Source organism: Desulfovibrio sp. ZJ369 (assembly GCF_011039085.1).
Classification (GTDB): domain Bacteria; phylum Desulfobacterota; class Desulfovibrionia; order Desulfovibrionales; family Desulfovibrionaceae; genus Desulfovibrio.
Genome location: NZ_JAAKEI010000039.1, coordinates 1 through 19,389 on the forward strand (window position 1 = coordinate 1; position 19,389 = coordinate 19,389).

The window sequence follows — 19,389 nt, forward strand, 5'->3', positions numbered from 1 at the left end:
AAGTGGATTGTTGGCAGGCACAAAGAAATAATCTTGGCTCCAAGATTAATTGGCAATTTACAACTGATCAAGCCAGGATAAAGTTAAAACGACTTTACCCGACACTTGTAGCTTGACGCAACACTAGGGACAGAGAATATAAAAACCGGGAGGTCAGTTACCCTGTTTTATCCATCGGGCAAGGCGTTCCACCAAACCGGAGGAAAGAACAACGCCAGTGATAAAGAATGCCAATCCTAAAGAAGAAAGAATGCCATGTAAATAATCCATATCAAAAAGTGTTACATTCCAATAGCTATTCCAACATATAATACTCCAAGCAAGAAGAACACAAGCTAAAGCTAATAATAAAAATACCGACCCTTCTGATTGGGCTAGTTGTAGAGCGAGTTATCGCCTTCTTTATAACATTTGAAGTTTCTGGAATAAAAAATCGGTAAATTTTGTAACTAAACCAACATGCAGAGATAGTCATAAAAAGCCCTATAATGCCACTAATTACGGATGTAATAAAAAGAATGGTCACCTCTTTTTTTGCGGAAGAAAGATTAGCATGAATAGTGTCCCATTTTGCAATATCTTCTTTGCGAAAGATGATTAGGGATTCATCACTGGAGAAAGACTCATCTTTAAATTCTTCTGGGCGAGGGTTGTTTATAGCCCATGAAATATCCGATGAACAATTCAGATATTTCATGTAGCTATTGCCTGCATAAAGAAGCACCATTGATGCTATGACCAAAAAAACGGTAGCCAATAGAGAGAAAAATATTATTTTTCTCCGGGAATTCATACTTTTGACCTCACTTTAAAATCCCTCTACTGTCTTCCATTCGTCTCCATATTCTCCAAGCTATACGGACTTCCCTCCTCCAGAGACAGAATCCATTCGGCTACCGATAGCTGGCGCTGGTTTCCGTGCATAAGACTGGTTTTCCTGGATTTCCTTTTTTACGGCTGCATCTTCTTCGTATTTAGCTACGAGTTTTTGTAACAACGCGTTCTCTCTGGTCAGAGAGTCGATTTTGTCTCGCAGCTTTTCAAATTCAAACTCCCGGCCTGGGGGCATTGGCGTTCCTTCTCCAGGCCAGACGATCCTCGCTCCAACCCATTCAGCAAGGCGGATAAAGTTTTCCGCACTCAATCCTTCGCCCTTCTTGTAAAAGCGGTTTATAGTTGCCTGATCCACGCCGGTAGCTTTCGCCAAGCCTACCTGGGTGACTTCCTTTCCGTCGATTTTTGCCGACAAAATAACCCGTAGTTCTTGAATTTTTCCCATGCTTACCTCCATAGCAAAGGTTATGCGGACTGTCATATTGAGATTTATCAATTTTTTATTGCTATAAGTTGAGTTAACTCATAATATAACCCACATGAAAGATTTATCGCAATTCCGAAACGATCTTCGGTCATGGATGGCGGCGGAAGGCATGAGCCAAGCAGCTCTTGCCCAAAAAAGTGGGGTTGATCAGGCGAGTATCTCCAGATTTTTGCGGATGGAAAATCCAGATGGATTATCCGGCGAATCCGTACTGCGCTTATACCCCATTGTGTATCCCGTTTCCTCTTTCACTTCCCCGCTGAGGGCAGACGCGAGGGCGGAAGAATGACCGTCCTGCGCTGTCGGCATCTGCTGCCCAACCCGGAAACGGCGGGCTACTGTGATCGGATTGATCCGGACACCGGCGAAGTGATCAAAGCGTGGGACGCCCTGCGGGAAGCGGCCCGACGCAGCCCGGACTTGCGGCCCTGCCCTAGACACAAGGGGAGCCGGGGAACGTGGAACTGGATATACCGCAAGGATTGCGCGGGGTGCCCTGACGCCGTGAAAAAGGAGACGGCATGAACGCCACGGCCCTGTTTTCCTCAGTGTCGTCGGAATGGGCAACGCCGCAATGGCTGTTTGACGCCCTGAACGAGCGTTTCTTTTTCACGCTCGATCCCTGCTGCACGGCGGATACGGCGAAGTGCCCGAAATTCTACACCAGGACGGACGACGGGCTTGCCCATTCGTGGGCCGGGGAGCGCGTTTTCATGAACCCGCCCTACGGACGGGGAGACAACGGCATAGAACCCTGGGTGCGGAAGGCCCGCAGGGAAGCCGCTGGCGGCGCGCTTGTGGTGGGTCTGCTTCCGGCGCGCGTTGATACGGAATGGTGGCAGGAAAACGTGCAGGGTCATGCCGACGTGCGTTTTCTCCGGGGCCGTGTCCATTTTGTGCCGCCCCCTGGCTACATCCCCCCGAAGAACCAGAAGAAATCTGCCGGAGCAGGCTTCCCCAGCGCCATAGCGGTCTGGTGGGGCTGGCCTGTGCTGGCCGGGAGTTTTGCCCATGTCTGAACCGCGCATTCTCGATCCCTGTTGCGGCTCCCGCATGATGAGTATTCTTGGAGTATGAACTATGGCGGAATATCGCACGGTTCGCATGAGTTTCTGGAATGATCCGTATATTGAGGGCTTGGATACAAAAGCCAAGCTGCTGTATCTGTATCTTTTCACCGGGCCTTATGCGAACAATCTTGGCATTCTTGAGGTCACACGGCGCAAGATTGCCTATGAAACAGCCATGTCGCAACAGGACGTGGACAAATATCTTGCCGATTTTGAAGCAAACGGAAAAATCGTCTGTGACTCTGCTCATAACCTGATTTTTCTGACCCGCTTTATCCGGCATCAGACATCCACCAGTCCGAAAATCCTGCAAGGGCTGAAACAGCTTACGGCGTCCATACCCTCCCCGATTATCGCAAAAGCCCTTTGTGTACGGTATCCGCAGGTTTACGGAATAGAAACATACCCTCCGATACCGTATCTATACCCTATGCCAACGGTATGCATACCCTAGATATACCATCCGCTGAATTTGGAAGTTGGAAGATGGAAAAGGGAAGTTGGAAAGGAAAAGTGGGAATAAGCGCGCGCGAGGAAAAAAACCGCCCGCGCCGGAAAAAGATCGCTACGGGGAAAACGGCAACGTGCTGCTTACCCGGCCGCAGTACGAGAACCTGTGCGCCCGATTCGGCAAGGAGCGAACGGACAAGGCCATTGTCCTGCTGGATTTGCATATCGGGGCCAAGGGCAGGGACGCGTACAAAGACCACAACCTGGCCCTGCAAAGGCATAGGCGACTATCTGGGCGACAGGGTCATGGACAGGCTGATGGATAACGGCGGCGCGGTGCTGGTGTTTGACTGGCAGAGCCACAGGGGGCGGAAATGATCCGGCCCACCGATTTGACGTTGGCCGTGTCGTTTCCTCCGTCGGTCAACCATTACTGGCGTCATGTGGTGTTGCCGCTGAAAAGGAATACGGCCGACGGCAGGCAGGCGTTCCGGGTGCAGGCGCTTATTTCGGAGGACGGCCGGAAGTACAAGCGGACGGTGTGCCGCGAAGTCATGGCCCAGAACGCGCAGTACCGGCTTTCCGCCCGTGTGAGGATATTCGTTGCCCTTTATCCGCCGGACAGGCGGCGGCGCGACGTGGACAACTACGCCAAGGCTCTCCTGGACAGTCTGGTGGAAGCCGGAGTTCTGGCCGACGATTCGCAGGTGGATGATCTGCGGCTGGTGCGGTATGCGGCAACGCCGGGCGGCAGGGCGGTTGTGACCATCCGGCCCATACCGGCTGCGCCGGAACAGGGGGTGCTGGTGTGAAAGAAACGCGAGCGACTGCTACGCCGACGATTATTTACACGCCCAGAATCCTCCGTACCATGGCGGAGATCTGCGAAGCCTTCGGCGTGGGAGAAAAGACGGTGAAAGCGTGGGTAAAACAGGGCGCGCCCATCGCCGTGGAGGGTGAGGGAGGGAGGATGCGATACAGCGCGGAGATGATGGAAATACAGTGCTGGCGCTTCAGTCAGGCCAGTCTTGACCGTAGAAATGGAGGAAGGATGTAAAGGTCTGACGAACCCAGGAAGTATAGTTTCGTTGTATTTCCTCAGGAGTGCATTGTCCGTTCGTATATCTTTCGATGAAGTCCATGTGTGTCTTAAGTATGGTTTTGCCAGCATCCCAGCCGAAATCAAATGCCTGCGCAGCATTAGTTACGAGAATATCCAATTCTAGTCGATGGTTTAATTCGCGCAGCTTGTCTATATCAAGCGTCCAAAAAGACTGGAGCATTACACTTAGCGCATCCAGACTTTTTTCGCCACAAAGGGAGCTATATAGCAATTCTCGCTGGAACCATCTGCCCAGCTCTTTAAAGTAAAGACTCCACATGTCTCCTTGAGGGCGATGGGCAATGGTGTTTGCGGCGGATGCTGCCCCACTGGTGATCAAGGAATAGTTTTTGAGAAGTGCATAAAATTTTTCGCAGGTTGTATTATTGGTAAAGGAAGATGGTCCCCGGAAGTGATCCTTGCCTTCACGCTGACGCAGGGCAATCCATGCTTTCATGAAAGGGAGTTTTTGGGAAAGGGTAGGAAAATTTTTGCTGATCAATATCTTACACGCATCCAGCATGGCCCGGTCCAAATGTCCCAGAGCGTGCTTCAGTTGAGTGGTGCGTGTTTCATAATCCGTCAGAGTAGCCTTGCTTGCCAGAAAAAGGTGGACCAGCATGTGCTGCAATTCGATGGCCACTTCCTGGGGAACAGGCGTACACGAACCACATGGGGACACCAGAACATTATCTAATGCGGAGAGCTGTCGCGAAATGGCGCTTACGGCAGCTTCGTAGTTACGCTGTTCGGCAGACATGAGAGAGCCTTCAGTCGGCCAGAGCGCCCAGAAGTTTCTTCCGCTCCTCATCCCTCAACTGATTGCGACGGAAAGGCAGAATGTTACCGGACGATACAACGGCAGAAGAACGGCCGAAAGAAACCTCAAGCTCGGCCAATTCGCGTGCATGCGGCAAGGAAAACACAACACTCTCAATGGCTTCAAAGAGGGGGTCGTGGAATGAGTCACGCAAAGCTCCTGGAGAGGACGCATCGTCACGCATAACTATACCTTTATCAAGGGGAACCTTGAATAAAAGGGGGGGATGGCAGGCAATGCTCCCACTTCCCATGAGGAACCCGATCATTGCCTTGCGGATTCGCTAATTAAAACCACGGGGTGGGGGATGTCAAGCCCCTGCCAGCCCTTTTTTAGCCCCTACCCAGCCCCTCCCCAGCCTTCCCGCCCCAAAATGCCGTGCTACGCTCCCCACAAAATTCAGGAGCGTAGGCCATGCGGCAAGGTTCCTTTCAGGATGCCCACAAGTTCACCGCCAAATGGGAAGGCGGACTTTCCGACCACCCGGCCGACCGGGGCGGCCTCACCGCCTACGGCGCGTCCATCAAGTTTGTGAAGGACATTGCGGCCACGACGAGCGGCCGTGATTTCCTGCGCTCCATTGATGTTCAACCCCCCATCACGCGCGACGTTATCCGCTCCCTGTGGCCCGCCCAAGTGGCGACCATGTTTCGCCACAAGTACTGGGACGCGCTCAAACTGGACGACCTGCCCTTTCGGCAGGCGGCCCTGCTCTACGATGCCGCCGTCAATCATGGCCCGGCGCAGGCCGTCAAGCTCTCCCAGCGCGGTTACAACCGTTGCGTCACGCATGGCGTCAAGCTCGCCGAGGACGGCATCCTCGGCCCCATGACGCGCAAGGCGCTTGAGTCCGCAGACACGGACAAGGTGGTGCGCGCCATCATTGAGGCAAGGCGCGAATTTTACAAGAGCATCGTGGCGAGCAGGCCGGACCAGGGCGTTTTCCTCAAGGGCTGGCTGAACCGCGCCAACGCGCTGGAAAAGATGCTGCTGGCATAGGAGGCGCGCATGAAAGAATCCAAGTTCATCTGGGGCCTCGTGGCCGCTGTTCTTTTCCTCGCGGGCCTGTGCCTCAACTTGCGCAACGGATACCTGAACCTCAGCGAGAGCCTCAATAAGGCCCAACTGACTATCCAGACCATGAAGCAGGAGCATGACTGCGCCATGCAGGCGGCCAATGCCGCCATGAAGGCCAGGGAGGAAGAAAATGCGCGCAACCAGAAAAGGATCGCGGAAGCCGAACGCGTGCTGGAAGACAACGACGACTTTGGCGGTCTTGTGCTGCCTGACGATATTGCCCGCCTGTTCCACAAGGACGGAAGCGCCGGCGCGGAATGTGGCCTTCCTGCCCCCGGCGGTGCTTTTGGACGACATTGAGCTTCCGCCGCGTGACGGGGCCAAAACCGTGGGGGATCTCGTGCGCATCGTGATTGCGGATGAGGCGGCCATCAATCTCAAGAACGCGGACTTGCAGGCCCTGCGCGAATACCGCGCCGGTCTGCTCCGCCAGGCGCCGAAGGCGAGAGGTGAGGGACATGCCGGGATCGGTCTTTGACGGTCTTGCCGACATCGTGGCGGGCATTGTGGTGCCCCTGCTGCTTTCCGCCGTGGCTACCTGCGTCCGGCTTTCCCGCTTCGGCTGGAAGGGTGTGCGGCACCTCATGGCAAGCCTGTTTGCCAGCACCTTCACCGGAGTCATCGTGTTCTGGGGGCTGGACTACTTCGACCTCTCGCCCACGGTGGACGCGGCCATCATCAGCGTCTGCGCCTACATGGGCGGCTCCCTGCTGGACGCTTTCGCCTTCCGTGCGCGGCAGGTTGTGGCGCACGGGCATCTAGAGAGGAAGCTTTAGATGGCGCGCGGCAATCCCGACAAGCTCAAGCCGGTGCGAAGCAAGCTGGAAGCAAGCGAGCGCGGCAAAAGCGGCGGCAGGAAAAGCGGCGAGGCGCGGCGCAGGAAGAAGGCGCTGCGCGAACACCTGGAGGCTCTGCTGGCCGGGAAGCGGGGCGACATGACCACGGCCGAAGCCCTGACCCTGGCCCTGGTGGAAAAAGGCTTGTCCGGCGACGTGCGGGCCTTTGAGGTCATCCGGGACACCATCGGCGAGAAGCCGGTGGAAAAGTCGCAGCAGGAAGTGGCGGGGCAGGTTGCCCTTGATGTGAACGTATCCCCGGCGGTGGCCGCAGCCCTGAAAACGCTGGAAGGCATGGCGGAAGAATGAATCTCCAGTCCTCACGGAAAGATGCCCTCGCGCTCTATCGTGAAGCGCGGACGCCCGGCGACATGCGCGCCCTGCTGGCTGGTGATCTGTTCTTTCTGATGCTGGTGGGCCTTGGTCGCGCGGACATGAACAATGATTTTCTGTTCTCGCGTTGCCGCGAGGTGCAGGCCAGCCCGGACGGGCATTTGGATCTGTGGGCGCGTGAGCATTACAAGTCCACGATCATCACCGTGGGCAAGACCATTCAGGACGTATTGAGCGATCCTGAAATCACTGTGGGGATTTTCTCGCACTCCCGGCCCATTGCCAAGGCATTCCTGCGGCAGATCAAGCGCGAGTTTGAGGGCAATGCGCTTCTTCAGGAGCTTTTCCCGCATATCCGGCCACCGGCCAGGGGCGAGAAGCGCACCTGGAGCGAGGATGAAGGGATCATCGTCAAGCGCCGGAGCAATCCCAAGGAAGCCACCATTGAAGCCTGGGGACTGGTGGACGGCCAGCCCATCGGCAAGCATTTCGCCCTGCTCATTTATGACGACGTGGTGACGCCCGAATCCGTGACCACGCCGGAGATGATCAGCAAAACCACGGACGCCTGGCGCGTGAGCCTCAACCTTGGCGCGCACGGCGGCCGCCGCCGCATGATCGGCACCCGCTACCACGCGGCGGACACCTACAGCGTCATTCTGGAACAGGGCAGCGTTCAGCCGCGCATTTATCCGGCCACAGCGGACGGGACATACGACGGAGAGCCTGTTTTTCTGTCCCGCGAAGTCTTGAAGGAAAAGCGCCGGGACATGGGGCCGTTCGTCTTTGCCTGCCAGATGCTGCAAAACCCGCTGGCCGACAAGGCCCAGGGCTTTGATAGCGACTGGTTCCGCAGCGCCTTCGCGGCGGGCATGGCTTCGCCCTGCCAGAGCGTTTAGCTAATTTCATTCGCAAAACGTTCTACGCGCGGGACGGCCACAGTACGGAGTACAACGAGGGATTGCGCGCCGTGGGCCTCTGGCTTGCGGCGAAAATCGAAGGGGCCGCGCCGGGGCAAGTCGCCTCCCTGATGCGCGAAAGCGGCGAGGAGTATGCCGCATACCAGGCGGCAAGGAGCAGGAGCAATGGACGGCCAGAATCTTGAAGGCGCGCCCGCGTCCACTACGGATGAACAGGGAGCAGGGCAGCGGCAGGGCAATCCCGTCGCCCAGTGCCGGACACGCCCGAAGGCTATGACCTGAAGTTTGATCCGAAAACACAGGTGGACCCCGAAACCGTGGAAGGCAAGAAGGTGCTGACCTTTGACGGCATCCCGGTGAAGCGTTGCGACGGCATTGTGAACACGGAAAGCCAGGTGACGGCCGCCGTCTGATCCACACGGGCCGGGCCATGCGCCCGACCCCGTCCTCATCCACAGGAGTTACACCATGCTATTTGACGCGCAGAATCTTTTTTCCAAGGATCAGGCCGTTACCGCCACAGCCGCTTCCACCAACACCCTTGACCTTGGGTCGGGCGATCACGGGCCGAGCGAGAACATTTCGCTGGTTGTGACCGCCGGGGGCTTCTTCGCCGGGGCCGGGGCCGTGGAACTGCAAACCGCTGACGCATGCGCCGCTGACGGCACGCTGACCTCGCCCGTGACCGTCGCCACCTACCCCGTGAGCGGCCGACGCGCTGCTGAAGGGGGCACGGTTGTGTCCTCCCGTCTGCCGCACGGCCTGAAGCGGTATGTGCGCCTCAACTACAACATGACCACCGCCGGGGCGGATGGCACTGTGACCGCTGGCCTTGTGCTGGACGCGCAGCAGGCGGAAACCATTGTCAGGCCCTGACCCATGACCGCAGGGGGACGGGTGACCGCGGTTGCCCGTCCCACAGCAGGGGGGAACGCATGAGATCCACCGTGCAGCTTTTCAATACCGCTCTGGCCCGGCTGGGCGGCGAACAACTGGACGAACGCATAGCATCGCAGGAAACGGATACGCTGGGCGCGTTGTGTTCCACCCTGTTTGCACATGTCCTTGACCTCGCGCTGTCCGCGCACCCCTGGACGTTCGCGCTGCACCGCGTGGCCCTGGCCGTGCTGGCCGATGCAACGGAAAATGACGAATACCCCCTTGCCTACGCCCTGCCGTCCGATTGCGTCCGGCCCGTATTTGCCGCGCCAGATGAGCTGCGGATCCAAATCCGCGTCACGTCGCGCAAAGGCCACGGCCACGGGCGTGATATCCCCAAGCCGGGCCACGGCGGAAAGCTCGGCTGTGGGGATATTCACTCGTCTGGCTTCGTCATGGGTCAGCGTTTCCACACATTTCCGGCTGGGCTTTTTGGGGGGCATGGGAGCCTGCCTTTTTTGGGTTTCTTGGGATAACTGCTCGCCTTGTTCAGAGAAACAGGAATTACTCAGTGAACAGCCTGTACTATTTGCCAAAAATGAAAATCCGGCCGCGCTGTTGCCCGGTCATTTCCGCCAGAATACCAGGCCAGAGCTTATTGCCGGGAGGCCGCAGCGTTCACCATGCCGTCAAAGCCGGCTTTGATTTTGGCCTGCAAATCGCCCTCCAGCGCATAGACGCGGGTCAGCTCGGCAAAGGCCCAGCGGCCCTGGCTTTTGAGGTTGTTGACGCCGGGAATCCAGTACACTTCCATGGTCTTTTTTTTGGCCTTGTCCTGCTCATCGCGCCAGCCCTTGATTTCCACCACCAGATGCAGCGGGTCATCCGGGCCGTGGCCGTCATCCACCAGCAGCAGGAAGTCCGGCCGGTAGATGTGCTCTTGGCCCTGATAGATATAGGGCACTTCAAAGCCAAGGTTGTGGTTTTTCACATAGAGCAATTTCACTTTGAAATTGCTCTGGCGGCCGCGGGAGCGGACGCCCGCGCCGAATGAGCGTCCAGACCGCGTTCTGGACGCGAAATGATGGCGGCGCCGCTTTTGAAATTGAATAATTTCAAAAGCAAAATGCTCTAGGCCAGAACGCGCGGATTCTGCTCCGCCGCGTAGCAGAAGGCTCCCTCCCAGTCGCTGTCCAGAATGCACCAGTTCACATGGCATTTGTCGGCAGCGGTCTGCCAGCGGTCGGCCCTGGAGGTGGTGAAGTTCACATAGCGGGTGGAACCGGTGGGAGTATATGGGTCAAGCAGGGCAAGCACGGGCGCTTTTTCGCCGGCATCCCGCACGCCCGCGCGGTTGACCGCGGCATGGATTTTTTCGCAGGCCATATCCGCCAGACGGCGATCAAGAAGCATGGCAGGGTAGGCGCCGCCCAGGCTCTCCAGGTATCCTTCCCGCAGCCATTGCCGGATAATCTTCTTGATCTGCCCGAACAGGTAGAGTCTGGGGGTGCCGTCATCATCCATTTGTTTGCTGCGCAGGTAATGACTGGTCAAATGGGCTATGATGGTGGAGGGGCGCATATCCTTGCGCTCTTCCACCCGCACAGTCGCTGTTTCGCCCACAATGCCGGCCATGAGGGCTTCGGTGGGCCCCACCAGATCGGGGTCGAGCGTGAGGCGGGAATCCTCGGTGAATTGGGCGCGGATCTGCTCCCTGGGCAATTCCACCCGGTAGCCGATCACCCTGGGGAAGGGTATTTCCAGCCTGTCCCGCTCCGGCCGCACGGCCTTGACGTGAACTGTCGGGCGGGCCCTGACCGGCGGGACTTTCACCGCCTGAGCCGTGAAGTCAAAGAGGATGCCCATGACATCGGCGTATTCGGTGTTGAACAGCCCTTCTTCATTGAGGTCATAGCTTTGGCGGCGCAAGGCCCGGCCAATGACCTGCTCGCACAAGAGCTGGGTTCCGAAGGCACGCACGCCCAGCACATGGGTGACGGTGTTGGCGTCCCACCCTTCCGTCAGCATGGAAACGGAGACCACGCAACGGATGTCGCCGCCAAGGCTGTGGGCTTTGCCCACGGTGTTCATCACTTCCCGCAGCAGAACGCTGTCATCGATCTCTTTGCCCCCGGCGTAGGTTTTGCGAAAATCCTCAGGCAGCTTTTCGCCCGATTCAAGCTGCTCACTGTCGATAAGCAGCGTGCGGCTGTGGGCAAGCGCGTTGCCGTTTTCGTCAAAATTGCGGAAAAGTTCAAAACGCCCGTTGTGGAATTGCCCGGCCGCGTCCACATAGCCGGAAACAAAATCATAGATCAGCTTTGAGGTCGCCGTGTTGTTGCAGACGATGATAAAGCAGGGAGCGACGCCCATCTTTTCCGCCTGCCATGCGGCATAGGTCTCCTTGTAATGCCCGTACAGGGCATCCAGGGCATTTTGCAACAGGGGCGGCAGCTTTTGCGGATCAAGCGACTGATTTTTTCCGCGCCCCGCCCTGGGCATATCCTTGCGGATATTTTTCCACAGATCGCGAAATTTCGGCATCTCGCCGCTGGGGATGTTGTCCGCTACCGGCACGCGCGGCAGTTTGACCACGCCACATTCTATGGCGTCCATGAGCGAAAAGTCGCACACTGTCCACGGGAAAAGCGTCCCCTCGGCATAGCCGGAACCGCGCAAAAAGAACGGCGTGGCCGAGAGGTCGAAAATACAACTGATCCCCAGCTTTTTCTGAACGGTTTTCAGCCCGTTACTCCACAGACGCGCCGCCTCGTTATTGGCTTTGGCCTCGCTGCTGGCCTCCTTCTTTTCCTCGCCGTCCAGAACAGTGATGTCCTCTTTGGCGCTTTCGGGCCGTTCCTGATAGCAGTGGTGGGCTTCATCATTGAATACAATGATATGCCTCATGCCCATCAGTTCGCCCATGACCCGTTGCAGCATCTGGCCTTCCGGCTCCAGCGTGTTGAGGACCTCGCCGTGCCTGCCGGTCAGCAGCGCCCGGCCCGCGCCGGAAAGCTCGGTTTTTTCGCGCAATTTGAAGGCGTGATAATTGGTGATGACCACCCTGGCCCGCTGTATGTCGCGCAGCATGTCCGGCGGCGCCAGCTCACGGGACTGGTAGTAGCTTTCCGCATCGGCGGGCAGCAGCACGCGAAGCCTGTCTTTGATGGTAATGCCGGGCGTGACCACCAGAAAACCGTGGGTAAAACGCTTGCTGCCCGGATAGCGCACGGCGTTGATGGTCTGCCAGGCGATGAGCATGGCCATGACCGTGGTTTTGCCCGCGTTTGCCGTCCCTGGGAGCGACCTCCGTCAGCCAGATGGCAGTTTCCACCGCTTCCAGCTGGCAGAAGAAAGGCCGGATGCCGCTGAACTTGTGATGCCGCCAGTGCTGCAACAGGCGGGCTGTTTCCGGCGTGACCTTCCAGCTTTTGGGATCAGGGAGATTGCGCCATGCCGTGATGATGCTGCGCAATTCGTTGATGCGCGTGGCCAGCTCATATTCCTGATCCCTGGTGGACAGCGCCATTGCGGTGGCATCCTCAAGGAGGGTTCCCTTCTTCTGAGCCAGTGAAGGGCTCTCTTGCGGATATGTGTTTTCTTGCCGTATAAGGAGACACAGGATTATGACCAATCATCAGCAAAAAATTTTCCTTTCTCCGGCGGGTCGGTTGCGCTGGGAAGGCGAGGACAGTTCCGTCTGGCAGGAACAATGGTTCCGCCTCGGAGCCAGTCGCCGCACGGATACAGATGCGGTCCGGGCCTTTTGGCACACTGTCAGCGCGGCCTGCATCACCGCCCTGTGCCATGTGGCTTCTCCAGACAGCGCGGTTGACGATGAGGCGCGGGGTATTCCGGCCATTCCCCTGCCTGCGGTGTCTGAACAATGGCTGGCCGCCGCTCCCCCCATGCCTGGAGGCGAGTACCTGAACCTGGAAATGCTCCAGACGCTGTGGAAGAAACTGCTCGCCTGGTGCGCCGAAGCAGCGGCGGCACAGGGCGGCATTGCCGCTTTTCTTCAGAAAACTGCGCCGCAGTGGCGGCATGTTGGGCGTCTCTTCTTTCATCTCGCGGAAAACAAGATGGATGCCGAGCGCCCCTTCGCCTTCCTGGCCACCTACGCCACAGGGCTCAATGAAAAAGGGCAACCCCGTCATGTTCCTCTCTCCCATGCTCTGCGACAGTATGCCTCGGCACAAGACAAGCCTGCCCTTCTGCGCCTGCTGGAGCCGTTGCACAAAGCTGCCCGGGCACTGCCCTGGGTGCAGGGTATGGTCGATGACGGCAGCATTTACCAGCCCTGGCCCTGGCGCCCCGACAAGGCCCACATTTTTCTCAAAAGCGCCGACACGCTTGAAGCCTGCGGCATAGGTGTCCGCCTTCCCGACTGGTGGCGGAAGCGCCGTCACCCAGTTGTGAATGCCGTGCTCAACATGCGAGAAGGGGCAATGCTGGGCGCGCAGGCACTGGTGGATGTGGACATCCGGGTCGCCATCGGCGAAGTGGAATGTTCTACAGAAGAACTCGCTCGCCTGCTCAATCAGGCGGAGGACGGGCTTGTCCTTTTCAAGGAACAGTGGGTTGAGCTGGACAAGGACAAGCTGCGGCAGGTGCTGGATCACTGGAATACTGTGGAAAAATACGCTGATGGAAATCTCACCTTCGCGCAGGGTATGCGTCTCCTTGCCGGTTTTTCCGACAGCGCGGCATCAGACGCGGAGGACGAGGTCATCCGCACATGGTCTTCGCCCCTGCCGGGAAAAGGTTTCAGGGAACTGCTCTCCGCCACGCGAAGGGAGGCCAGGGCACAAATCCACGGGCTGCGGGCTGCGCTTCGCCCCTATCAGGCCTGCGGCGTGGAATGGCTGTCCTTTCTCGGCAGGCTTGGGCTTGGGGCCTGCCTTGCCGATGACATGGGGCTGGGCAAAACCATGCAGATTTTGGCACTGCTTCTGAAAGAACGCGGCAAGGGCGTCAGCCTGCTCGTTGCCCCGGCTTCCCTGCTGGACAACTGGCAGGCTGAAGCGCGGCGCTTCGCTCCGGCCCTGCGGTGCCTCGTCCTGCATGGTATGAGCAAGAGGGAGCTGAACTCCTATGCCGCCCCCGGAGCCCTGGACGGCTATGACCTGGTGTTGGTCAGCTATGCAGGTTGTGCTGGCATACCTTGGCTGACCAAACGCGCCTGGAGGCGTGTCATCGCCGACGAGGCACAGGCCATCAAGAACGCGGCCACAAGGCAGAGCAAGGCCGTCCGGGCGCTCACAGCGGACACGCGTATCGCGCTGACAGGCACGCCTATAGAAAATGGTCTCTCTGATCTCTGGGCGCTGTTCGACTTTCTCAATCCCGGCTTGTTGGGCAGCGCCAGGACATTTACCGCACACGTCAAAAAAATGAGGCGCTCCGAAGCGCAGTTTTCGCCACTGCGCCGCATCATCGCTCCCTACATCCTGCGGCGCATGAAGACGGACAAATCCGTCATCGATTCCCTGCCCGACAAGACCGAAGTGCCCCTGTACTGCCACTTAACCAAGGGACAGGCACGCATATATGTTGGCATAACGACCAAACTGCGCAACACTCTTGAAAGTCTGGATGCCTCCTCTGAAGCCCCGCAGCAGCGGCGTATGGTGGTTCTGCAAAGCCTCATGCTGCTCAAACAGGTGTGCAACCATCCAGCGCAGGCTGGGGGTGGCGTATACAGCCCGGAGGCGTCCGGCAAATTCCAGGCGGTGGGCGACTTGTGCGCAACCCTCGCCGCGCGCCAGGAAAAGTTGCTGGTGTTCACGCAATTTCGGGAAATCGTCGAGCCGCTGGCCCGATACCTGACTGAAATTTTCCATGTGGAGGGTCTGACCTTGCACGGCGGCGTGCCTGTCAGAAAACGCCAGGCTGCGGTGGAAGCCTTCCAGTCGCCGGACGGCCCGCCGTTCATGGTGCTGACTCTCAAGGTGGGCGGCACGGGGCTGACGCTGACGGAAGCCGGGCATGTCATTCATTTTGACCGCTGGTGGAACCCCGCTGTGGAGGATCAGGCCACAGACCGGGCCTATCGCATAGGGCAGAAAAAGAATGTGCTTGTCCACAAGTGCATCACCAGGGGCACGCTTGAAGAAAAAATTGATGCTCTCATTCGAAAAAAGCGTGAATTGGCGGATGAAGTTCTCGGAAGTACTGCCGAGTTGAACGTCACGGCCCTGAGCGATGAAGAACTGTTCGATCTGGTTCGCCTGGATGCGGCGCAAGTGCTGGAGTAGGTATGTCGTTTGATTTTCCCGCCTACGTCTCTGTGCAGGAAAAGAGAAAGAAGGCGGAAAGGATGCTTGCCAGGCTGCATGCCAAGGGTATGCAGCCACAGCCTGTAGGCGCTTTCACGGGAGCCCTGGCCAAAACTTTCTGGGGCAAAAGCTGGTGCTCCAATCTGGAGCGCTATGCGGATTTCGCCAGCAGGCTGCCCAGGGGGCGTGAGTATGTGCGCCACGGTTGCGTCTGCCATCTTGAGATTGCGGCCGGAGAGGTCAGGGCCAAGGTGCTTGGCAACAGCCTCTACGATGTCACAGTCCATATCGTTCCCCTGCCCGCCACGCGCTGGCAGGCGCTCCGCGCCGGCTGCACCGGCCGGATTGCCACGCTGATTGAGCTGTTGCGCGGCAAGCTGTCAGGCGAAGTCATGGCGATCATGTGCGAGCCAGAGGCAGGCATGTTCCCTTCCCCGAAGGAGATACGGTTTTCCTGTTCCTGCCCGGACAGCGCCCGCATGTGCAAGCATGTGGCCGCCGCTCTTTACGGCGTCGGTCGCCGTCTGGATACCGTACCTGAGCAGTTGTTCACCCTGCGCGGCGTCGATGCAAGCGGCCTTTTGCCGTCGGCGCTGCATGTCGCCCCGACGCACATGGCAGACACCTTGCAGGTGGAGGATATGGGCGCTCTTTTCGGCATTGATCTTGAAATGGACGCTCCCAGGCCGGATCCAGATACCGGGCAGGTTGCATCTGTCATGGCCGCGCACAATTCGGGAACGGCTCATCCCGCAACCATGCCGCGCGGTCTCGTCAAGGCTGAACGCCCTACCGGCACGGCCATCCGCACTCTGCACCGTCTTTCCAAACTTGACGAATCCGCTTTCGCGGAGGCTCTTGGCGTCACCCCCGCCACATTGCGGCGCTGGGAAGCAACGCGGGGCGCACTCCGTCTCAAGGCTGATTCCATCCTGGCCCTGATGCGTTTTCAGGAACAGTTACTCCGCGCTATGAAAGGATCGCATTGATGCGTTGCAGCGTATCGCGCTTTTGGTGCTCGCGGCAGCCTTGACAAGCCTGTGCCTGAGAAATCTTTCCCTTGTCCGGCAGGATGTCATAGCGGATGCGGAATTGCGTGCCCCAGCGGGAGTTGACGCGGCAGCCCACGGAAATGATGGCGTTGCGGCTGTAGAAATTGAACTCTTTCCATTTTGGAAAGAGTTGTCTCGGACTCCACTGCGGGTTTGGCGCGAAGTATGTCGACCGGGAAAAGGCTTGGCAAGGGCGCTCCCTCCTTCCCTTCGTTTGAACTGCCGAGAAATTCTCGGCAGTTGCTCCTTGCTCCAGCTCCTCGTTGGCAAAGATATTTTCAGGTACGGGGAATTTGTACGGCGAGCAGTCAAACGGCTCCGTCACCATCGCCGCTTGAATCTGCGTCGTCCGGGGCGGCCGCATCCGCCAGAAAGTCCCCCACCAGACTGGCTGAGTTTTTCAGGGCGCTGTCCTCCTTTCCCCCGGCAATGCGGGAGATGCGCCTCAAGGCAGAAAACTTCTGGAAGCCCTCGGCCCCACGCCTGTGCCTTGCAGCCTTCTTATGGACAGAGCCTGTGAAGGTAATGAAACACAACAATTGAGTCGTCGTCTGGGCTATGCGCCAGTAGTTCCTCCCCATCCCTTGCGGCGTAAGCCTTGGAATTATGACAAGAGTTATACAAAAAACGCAATGAAGTTGAGAGATTGTTTCGACGCTTGAAGGGCTATACAGGCGCATAGCAACCCGCTATGACAAGCTTGACGCATTGTTTCTTGGCTTCATTCTGTTTGCCCTCATCGTTGAAGGACTTAAAAAGTGTTAACAGGCTCTAGAAGCCCAGCCAGCCGAAGCCCTTGGCCATGATGGTTGCAAGGGCAAGTCCTATGCCGAGTTGCCACTTGAGAAGCCGAAGCTCAGTGTCCTTGATAGAAGCCTTCACCTTTTCAATTTCAAGGCGAACATCTTGGGTGTCGCCCTTGGTAGCCAGTTCTTTGCGGGACGCTTCGTCGTAGCTTCGCACGACGCCCTGCATGGCTTCGACCTGCACTTTTGCCTGTTCTTCCGTGAAGCCGGCGGCCTTGAGCTTTTCAAAGTATCCGAGGGTATCAAAGGTTGTGGCGCTCATAATGGCCTCCTTGCTGTCTGTATTCAGAGATAAACGGTTTCACGGTCTCTGTCAAAAACGCGTCTGCCCTCCTCAAATAAAAAAATACCATATCGTGTTAAAATGAGCAGCTACATACCGGAAACAAAGAGTACAGTGCTTTTTGTGCGCTTTTCAAGCCACAAAGCAGATTACGGAAAATAAAAACAACAGCCACGTTTGAGCAATTGATAAAGCAGTGCTTTGCTCAAAGCCAAAATTCAGAGTTCGCCTATTTGCTCCTCAAATACGTTCAAACCCTTCACGAATAACGTGCGCCATAAGTTGCCGGCGTTGGCGAAGAAATTCATCGTAGCTCATTTGTTCCCAGCCTTCCGGCAGTGCGTGCCAGTGCGCAAAACACCGCAGCTCTTCATCGGTAAACTGGCCGCTTTGCATGATCCCTGGCACATAGTCTGACGGCGCGTCATCTTTGATAGTAATATTCTGAGGCCATTCAAGCAGGGCCATGTTGGCGATCTGGTTGGTCTGTCGCACAGCGGTGATGCCGTGTTTTTTCAAAAAACCCTTGGGGAAGAGGTGGTGCCTGTCCAAAAGGGCTTTGCGCGGCTGCAAGCCGGGCTCCATCAATTCCGATATTTTTACCCTGGAAAACAGGACGCGGGCATCAAGCAGGTTGAGCGCGGCAAAATAGGCAGCGAGTTCAGGGCTGCGGGCCGCCGAAGTCGCCATATTGCCGGGCAGTGTAATGTTCCAATAGTCCTGAGTCAGGGTCAAGGCCATCTGTCCTTCCAGGTAGGAGACAAATTCCTGCGCGGTGCTGATGTCGCGCAGAGCGGCCATATCTTTTTCCATAACGGATTCAGGGGAGGTGCTGTACCTCGCTGTCAGGGCGCTGGCAAAAAACCAGCGGGCAATGACCTTGCGCAATTCTGGCTGGGCGACGCCAAAATCATGCTTGCCGATCAGAAAGAACGCATAGGCATACACCGCCGCCATGTTGGAGATGAGCAGGTCTGCGCGACGGTAGCCTGCCTGGGTGAGGCAGGTCAGAAAGGCGAACCAGTCCGTCAGGTTCAGAACTTTTGCCTGGGCCTGCTGAAGTTTGTCAAACTGCTCATCGCGTCGTGCCGGGCTGAAGGCGTCGGTTTCCATATCCTTGCCACGCAGCACGGCGTACACGCTTTGCAGGCGGGCACGGCGGAAGGCCAAAGCCACGCCAACGCGCAAAAGGTGATCCGGTTCCGGCCTGAACTGGTAGTTGAAGGGCGCTTTTGCGCCTGCTGCCGGTGGAACACGGCTTTCACGGGCAAAGCGTTCCAGCTCATGCCGTCCGGTATCCCAATAGACAGACATCAGGGTAAGGATAAAATCCGCCTGGTTCAGGCGTTTACCCATGCTGTTGACCCGCACGAAGACCTGCGAGACCTCTTCTTCCGTCATATCCGGCACCAGTTGCAGCACGGTAAAGCTGTATGTGCCCGGCAGGCTGTGCAGCCTGTTCAGGGCGCTTTTGATATGGGATTCGTCTTCCGGGCTCAGACTGTCTTCTCCTCGCGCGGCTTTGTACCGGGCAAGGTAGTCCGGCACGATGCTGAACAAATCTGCCCCCGGCTTCCAGATGACGGAAATATCCGGCAGCCATGCCGGGTCTTTGGGGGTGGATGCGTCCGGCACCATGAACTCGTCCTTCAACGGGTTGAAGGCGATGCGGATGTGTTCGCGTTCGTAGTTGTTACGCAGTACAGCTACTCCCTTGATGACGGCATACAGGCCTGTCAGGCGTTGCTGCCCGTCCACGATGAGACTGTGGGGCACGGTCTGGTTGGCCTGGCCGATACTGCGCCCGGCCTGGGCATTGTTGCTGGTCAGCCAGAAAAGCAGCGTGCCTACGGGATAGCCCCGGTACATGGAGTCGAACAGGTCACGCACCTTGGCATTTTCCCAGACAAAGGGACGCTGGATTTCTGGCAAAGCCAGAATGCCGGAATCAATATTGGCGATGAGCGTTTGCAGCGTATAGGGAATCTGTGTGAAGAGGGACATGGGGGCTCCAGTTATTCGCTTTTATTCAAATTAGAGCAGATTAACTTTAAATTTTTTCATACCCGCACGATTCAAACCAGCCCTGGGCATCATTCTGTGTGATCATGCTCAGGGCTTTCGCTACTACCGCATAAAGCTCTTCATGGGTACGGGCCTTC

Annotated in this window: 25 protein-coding genes and 2 pseudogenes; 18 read left to right on the forward strand and 9 right to left on the reverse strand. The window is 57.4% G+C overall.

What is annotated here, in order from left to right; all coding sequences use genetic code 11:
- Positions 1-295: 295 nt before the first annotated feature.
- The gene (locus G7Y51_RS10865) at positions 296-697 is read right to left on the reverse strand and encodes a hypothetical protein (RefSeq protein WP_165177389.1); all 402 of its coding nucleotides are present in this window, start codon (positions 695-697) and stop codon (positions 296-298) included.
- A 156-nt stretch (positions 698-853) separates the two neighbouring features.
- Positions 854-1,279: a hypothetical protein gene (locus G7Y51_RS10870; protein WP_165177391.1), complete on the reverse strand. Its 426-nt coding sequence runs from the start codon at positions 1,277-1,279 to the stop codon at positions 854-856.
- A gap of 327 nt (positions 1,280-1,606) precedes the next feature.
- On the opposite strand from G7Y51_RS10870, the gene G7Y51_RS10880 reads away from it, so the two are divergent.
- The 5 genes from G7Y51_RS10880 to G7Y51_RS10900 all read left to right on the forward strand — a co-directional run bounded on the left by G7Y51_RS10880 (position 1,607) and on the right by G7Y51_RS10900 (position 3,653).
- Positions 1,607-1,846, forward strand: coding sequence for a hypothetical protein (locus G7Y51_RS10880; protein WP_165177395.1), 240 nt, complete (start codon positions 1,607-1,609; stop codon positions 1,844-1,846).
- Positions 1,843-2,340, forward strand: a complete 498-nt coding sequence (locus G7Y51_RS10885; protein WP_165177397.1) for a DNA N-6-adenine-methyltransferase — start codon at positions 1,843-1,845, stop codon at positions 2,338-2,340. Before G7Y51_RS10880 ends, G7Y51_RS10885 begins: the two co-directional genes overlap by 4 nt.
- 61 nt (positions 2,341-2,401) lie before the next feature.
- Positions 2,402-2,845 (forward strand): hypothetical protein, encoded by a 444-nt coding sequence (locus G7Y51_RS10890; protein ID WP_165177399.1) that lies wholly within the window; start codon positions 2,402-2,404, stop codon positions 2,843-2,845.
- A gap of 46 nt (positions 2,846-2,891) precedes the next feature.
- Positions 2,892-3,167: a hypothetical protein gene (locus tag G7Y51_RS10895; protein ID WP_165177401.1), complete on the forward strand. Its 276-nt coding sequence runs from the start codon at positions 2,892-2,894 to the stop codon at positions 3,165-3,167.
- Between the two features lie 48 nt (positions 3,168-3,215).
- Positions 3,216-3,653, forward strand: a complete 438-nt coding sequence (locus tag G7Y51_RS10900; RefSeq protein ID WP_206214316.1) for a RusA family crossover junction endodeoxyribonuclease — start codon at positions 3,216-3,218, stop codon at positions 3,651-3,653.
- 201 nt (positions 3,654-3,854) lie between these two features.
- Here G7Y51_RS10900 and G7Y51_RS10905 read toward each other — a convergent pair whose 3' ends face one another.
- Together G7Y51_RS10905 and G7Y51_RS10910 are read right to left on the reverse strand one after the other, a co-directional pair.
- The gene (locus G7Y51_RS10905) at positions 3,855-4,703 is read right to left on the reverse strand and encodes a hypothetical protein (RefSeq protein WP_165177403.1); all 849 of its coding nucleotides are present in this window, start codon (positions 4,701-4,703) and stop codon (positions 3,855-3,857) included.
- A gap of 10 nt (positions 4,704-4,713) precedes the next feature.
- A complete protein-coding gene (locus tag G7Y51_RS10910; protein WP_206214317.1) occupies positions 4,714-4,947 on the reverse strand; it encodes a hypothetical protein in 234 nt (77 codons plus the stop codon).
- 230 nt (positions 4,948-5,177) lie between these two features.
- Between G7Y51_RS10910 and G7Y51_RS10915 the strand changes: the two genes are divergently transcribed.
- The 9 genes and pseudogenes from G7Y51_RS10915 to G7Y51_RS10955 all read left to right on the forward strand — a co-directional run bounded on the left by G7Y51_RS10915 (position 5,178) and on the right by G7Y51_RS10955 (position 9,344).
- Complete coding sequence (locus G7Y51_RS10915; RefSeq protein WP_165177407.1) at positions 5,178-5,762, forward strand: glycosyl hydrolase 108 family protein; 585 nt, start codon at positions 5,178-5,180, stop codon at positions 5,760-5,762.
- A 9-nt stretch (positions 5,763-5,771) separates the two neighbouring features.
- A complete protein-coding gene (locus G7Y51_RS10920; RefSeq protein WP_165177409.1) occupies positions 5,772-6,140 on the forward strand; it encodes a hypothetical protein in 369 nt (122 codons plus the stop codon).
- Positions 6,100-6,318, forward strand: a complete 219-nt coding sequence (locus G7Y51_RS10925) for a hypothetical protein (RefSeq protein WP_206214318.1) — start codon at positions 6,100-6,102, stop codon at positions 6,316-6,318. Before G7Y51_RS10920 ends, G7Y51_RS10925 begins: the two co-directional genes overlap by 41 nt.
- Positions 6,299-6,616: a phage holin family protein gene (locus G7Y51_RS10930; protein WP_165177412.1), complete on the forward strand. Its 318-nt coding sequence runs from the start codon at positions 6,299-6,301 to the stop codon at positions 6,614-6,616. The genes G7Y51_RS10925 and G7Y51_RS10930 overlap by 20 nt, the downstream gene beginning before the upstream one ends.
- Entirely contained in the window at positions 6,617-6,985 is a 369-nt protein-coding gene (locus G7Y51_RS10935) for a DUF5681 domain-containing protein (protein ID WP_165177414.1), read from the forward strand.
- 62 nt (positions 6,986-7,047) lie between these two features.
- Positions 7,048-7,863 (forward strand): annotated as a pseudogene (locus G7Y51_RS10940) (hypothetical protein); the annotation flags it as partial.
- A gap of 317 nt (positions 7,864-8,180) precedes the next feature.
- Positions 8,181-8,342 (forward strand): phage major capsid protein, encoded by a 162-nt coding sequence (locus G7Y51_RS10945; RefSeq protein WP_165177416.1) that lies wholly within the window; start codon positions 8,181-8,183, stop codon positions 8,340-8,342.
- A gap of 55 nt (positions 8,343-8,397) precedes the next feature.
- The gene (locus G7Y51_RS10950) at positions 8,398-8,805 is read left to right on the forward strand and encodes a Bbp16 family capsid cement protein (protein ID WP_165177418.1); all 408 of its coding nucleotides are present in this window, start codon (positions 8,398-8,400) and stop codon (positions 8,803-8,805) included.
- A gap of 59 nt (positions 8,806-8,864) precedes the next feature.
- Positions 8,865-9,344 (forward strand): hypothetical protein, encoded by a 480-nt coding sequence (locus G7Y51_RS10955; RefSeq protein ID WP_165177420.1) that lies wholly within the window; start codon positions 8,865-8,867, stop codon positions 9,342-9,344.
- Between the two features lie 119 nt (positions 9,345-9,463).
- On the opposite strand, the gene G7Y51_RS10960 is transcribed toward G7Y51_RS10955, so the two are convergent.
- Together G7Y51_RS10960 and G7Y51_RS10965 are read right to left on the reverse strand one after the other, a co-directional pair.
- Positions 9,464-9,814 carry a hypothetical protein gene (locus tag G7Y51_RS10960; protein ID WP_165177422.1) on the reverse strand — a complete coding sequence of 117 codons (351 nt, stop codon included), beginning with the start codon at positions 9,812-9,814 and terminating at the stop codon, positions 9,464-9,466.
- Positions 9,815-9,939: 125 nt separating this feature from the next.
- Positions 9,940-12,075 carry a DEAD/DEAH box helicase family protein gene (locus G7Y51_RS10965; protein WP_206214319.1) on the reverse strand — a complete coding sequence of 712 codons (2,136 nt, stop codon included), beginning with the start codon at positions 12,073-12,075 and terminating at the stop codon, positions 9,940-9,942.
- On the opposite strand from G7Y51_RS10965, the gene G7Y51_RS13595 reads away from it, so the two are divergent.
- Genes G7Y51_RS13595 through G7Y51_RS10975 form a run of 3 tightly spaced genes read left to right on the forward strand, consistent with a single transcriptional unit; the run spans position 12,068 to position 16,075 of the window.
- Complete coding sequence (locus G7Y51_RS13595; protein ID WP_206214320.1) at positions 12,068-12,382, forward strand: hypothetical protein; 315 nt, start codon at positions 12,068-12,070, stop codon at positions 12,380-12,382. The two genes, G7Y51_RS10965 and G7Y51_RS13595, sit on opposite strands and share 8 nt — an antisense overlap.
- Positions 12,383-12,434: 52 nt before the next feature.
- On the forward strand, positions 12,435-15,065 hold the full coding sequence (locus tag G7Y51_RS10970) for a DEAD/DEAH box helicase (RefSeq protein WP_165177424.1): 2,631 nt from the start codon (positions 12,435-12,437) through the stop codon (positions 15,063-15,065).
- 2 nt (positions 15,066-15,067) lie between these two features.
- The gene (locus tag G7Y51_RS10975; RefSeq protein ID WP_165177426.1) at positions 15,068-16,075 is read left to right on the forward strand and encodes an SWIM zinc finger family protein; all 1,008 of its coding nucleotides are present in this window, start codon (positions 15,068-15,070) and stop codon (positions 16,073-16,075) included.
- Here the strand turns inward: G7Y51_RS10975 and G7Y51_RS10980 are convergent.
- The gene (locus G7Y51_RS10980) at positions 16,056-16,466 is read right to left on the reverse strand and encodes a virulence RhuM family protein (RefSeq protein WP_165177428.1); all 411 of its coding nucleotides are present in this window, start codon (positions 16,464-16,466) and stop codon (positions 16,056-16,058) included. The two genes, G7Y51_RS10975 and G7Y51_RS10980, sit on opposite strands and share 20 nt — an antisense overlap.
- Before the next feature lie 277 nt (positions 16,467-16,743).
- On the opposite strand from G7Y51_RS10980, the pseudogene G7Y51_RS13795 reads away from it, so the two are divergent.
- Positions 16,744-16,903: pseudogene (locus tag G7Y51_RS13795) on the forward strand (transposase); the annotation flags it as partial.
- A 6-nt stretch (positions 16,904-16,909) separates the two neighbouring features.
- Here the strand turns inward: G7Y51_RS13795 and G7Y51_RS10985 are convergent.
- Positions 16,910-17,206 carry a DUF1640 domain-containing protein gene (locus G7Y51_RS10985; protein WP_165177430.1) on the reverse strand — a complete coding sequence of 99 codons (297 nt, stop codon included), beginning with the start codon at positions 17,204-17,206 and terminating at the stop codon, positions 16,910-16,912.
- A gap of 261 nt (positions 17,207-17,467) precedes the next feature.
- Positions 17,468-19,231 carry a DUF262 domain-containing protein gene (locus G7Y51_RS10990; RefSeq protein WP_165177432.1) on the reverse strand — a complete coding sequence of 588 codons (1,764 nt, stop codon included), beginning with the start codon at positions 19,229-19,231 and terminating at the stop codon, positions 17,468-17,470.
- Positions 19,232-19,389 lie beyond the last annotated feature (158 nt).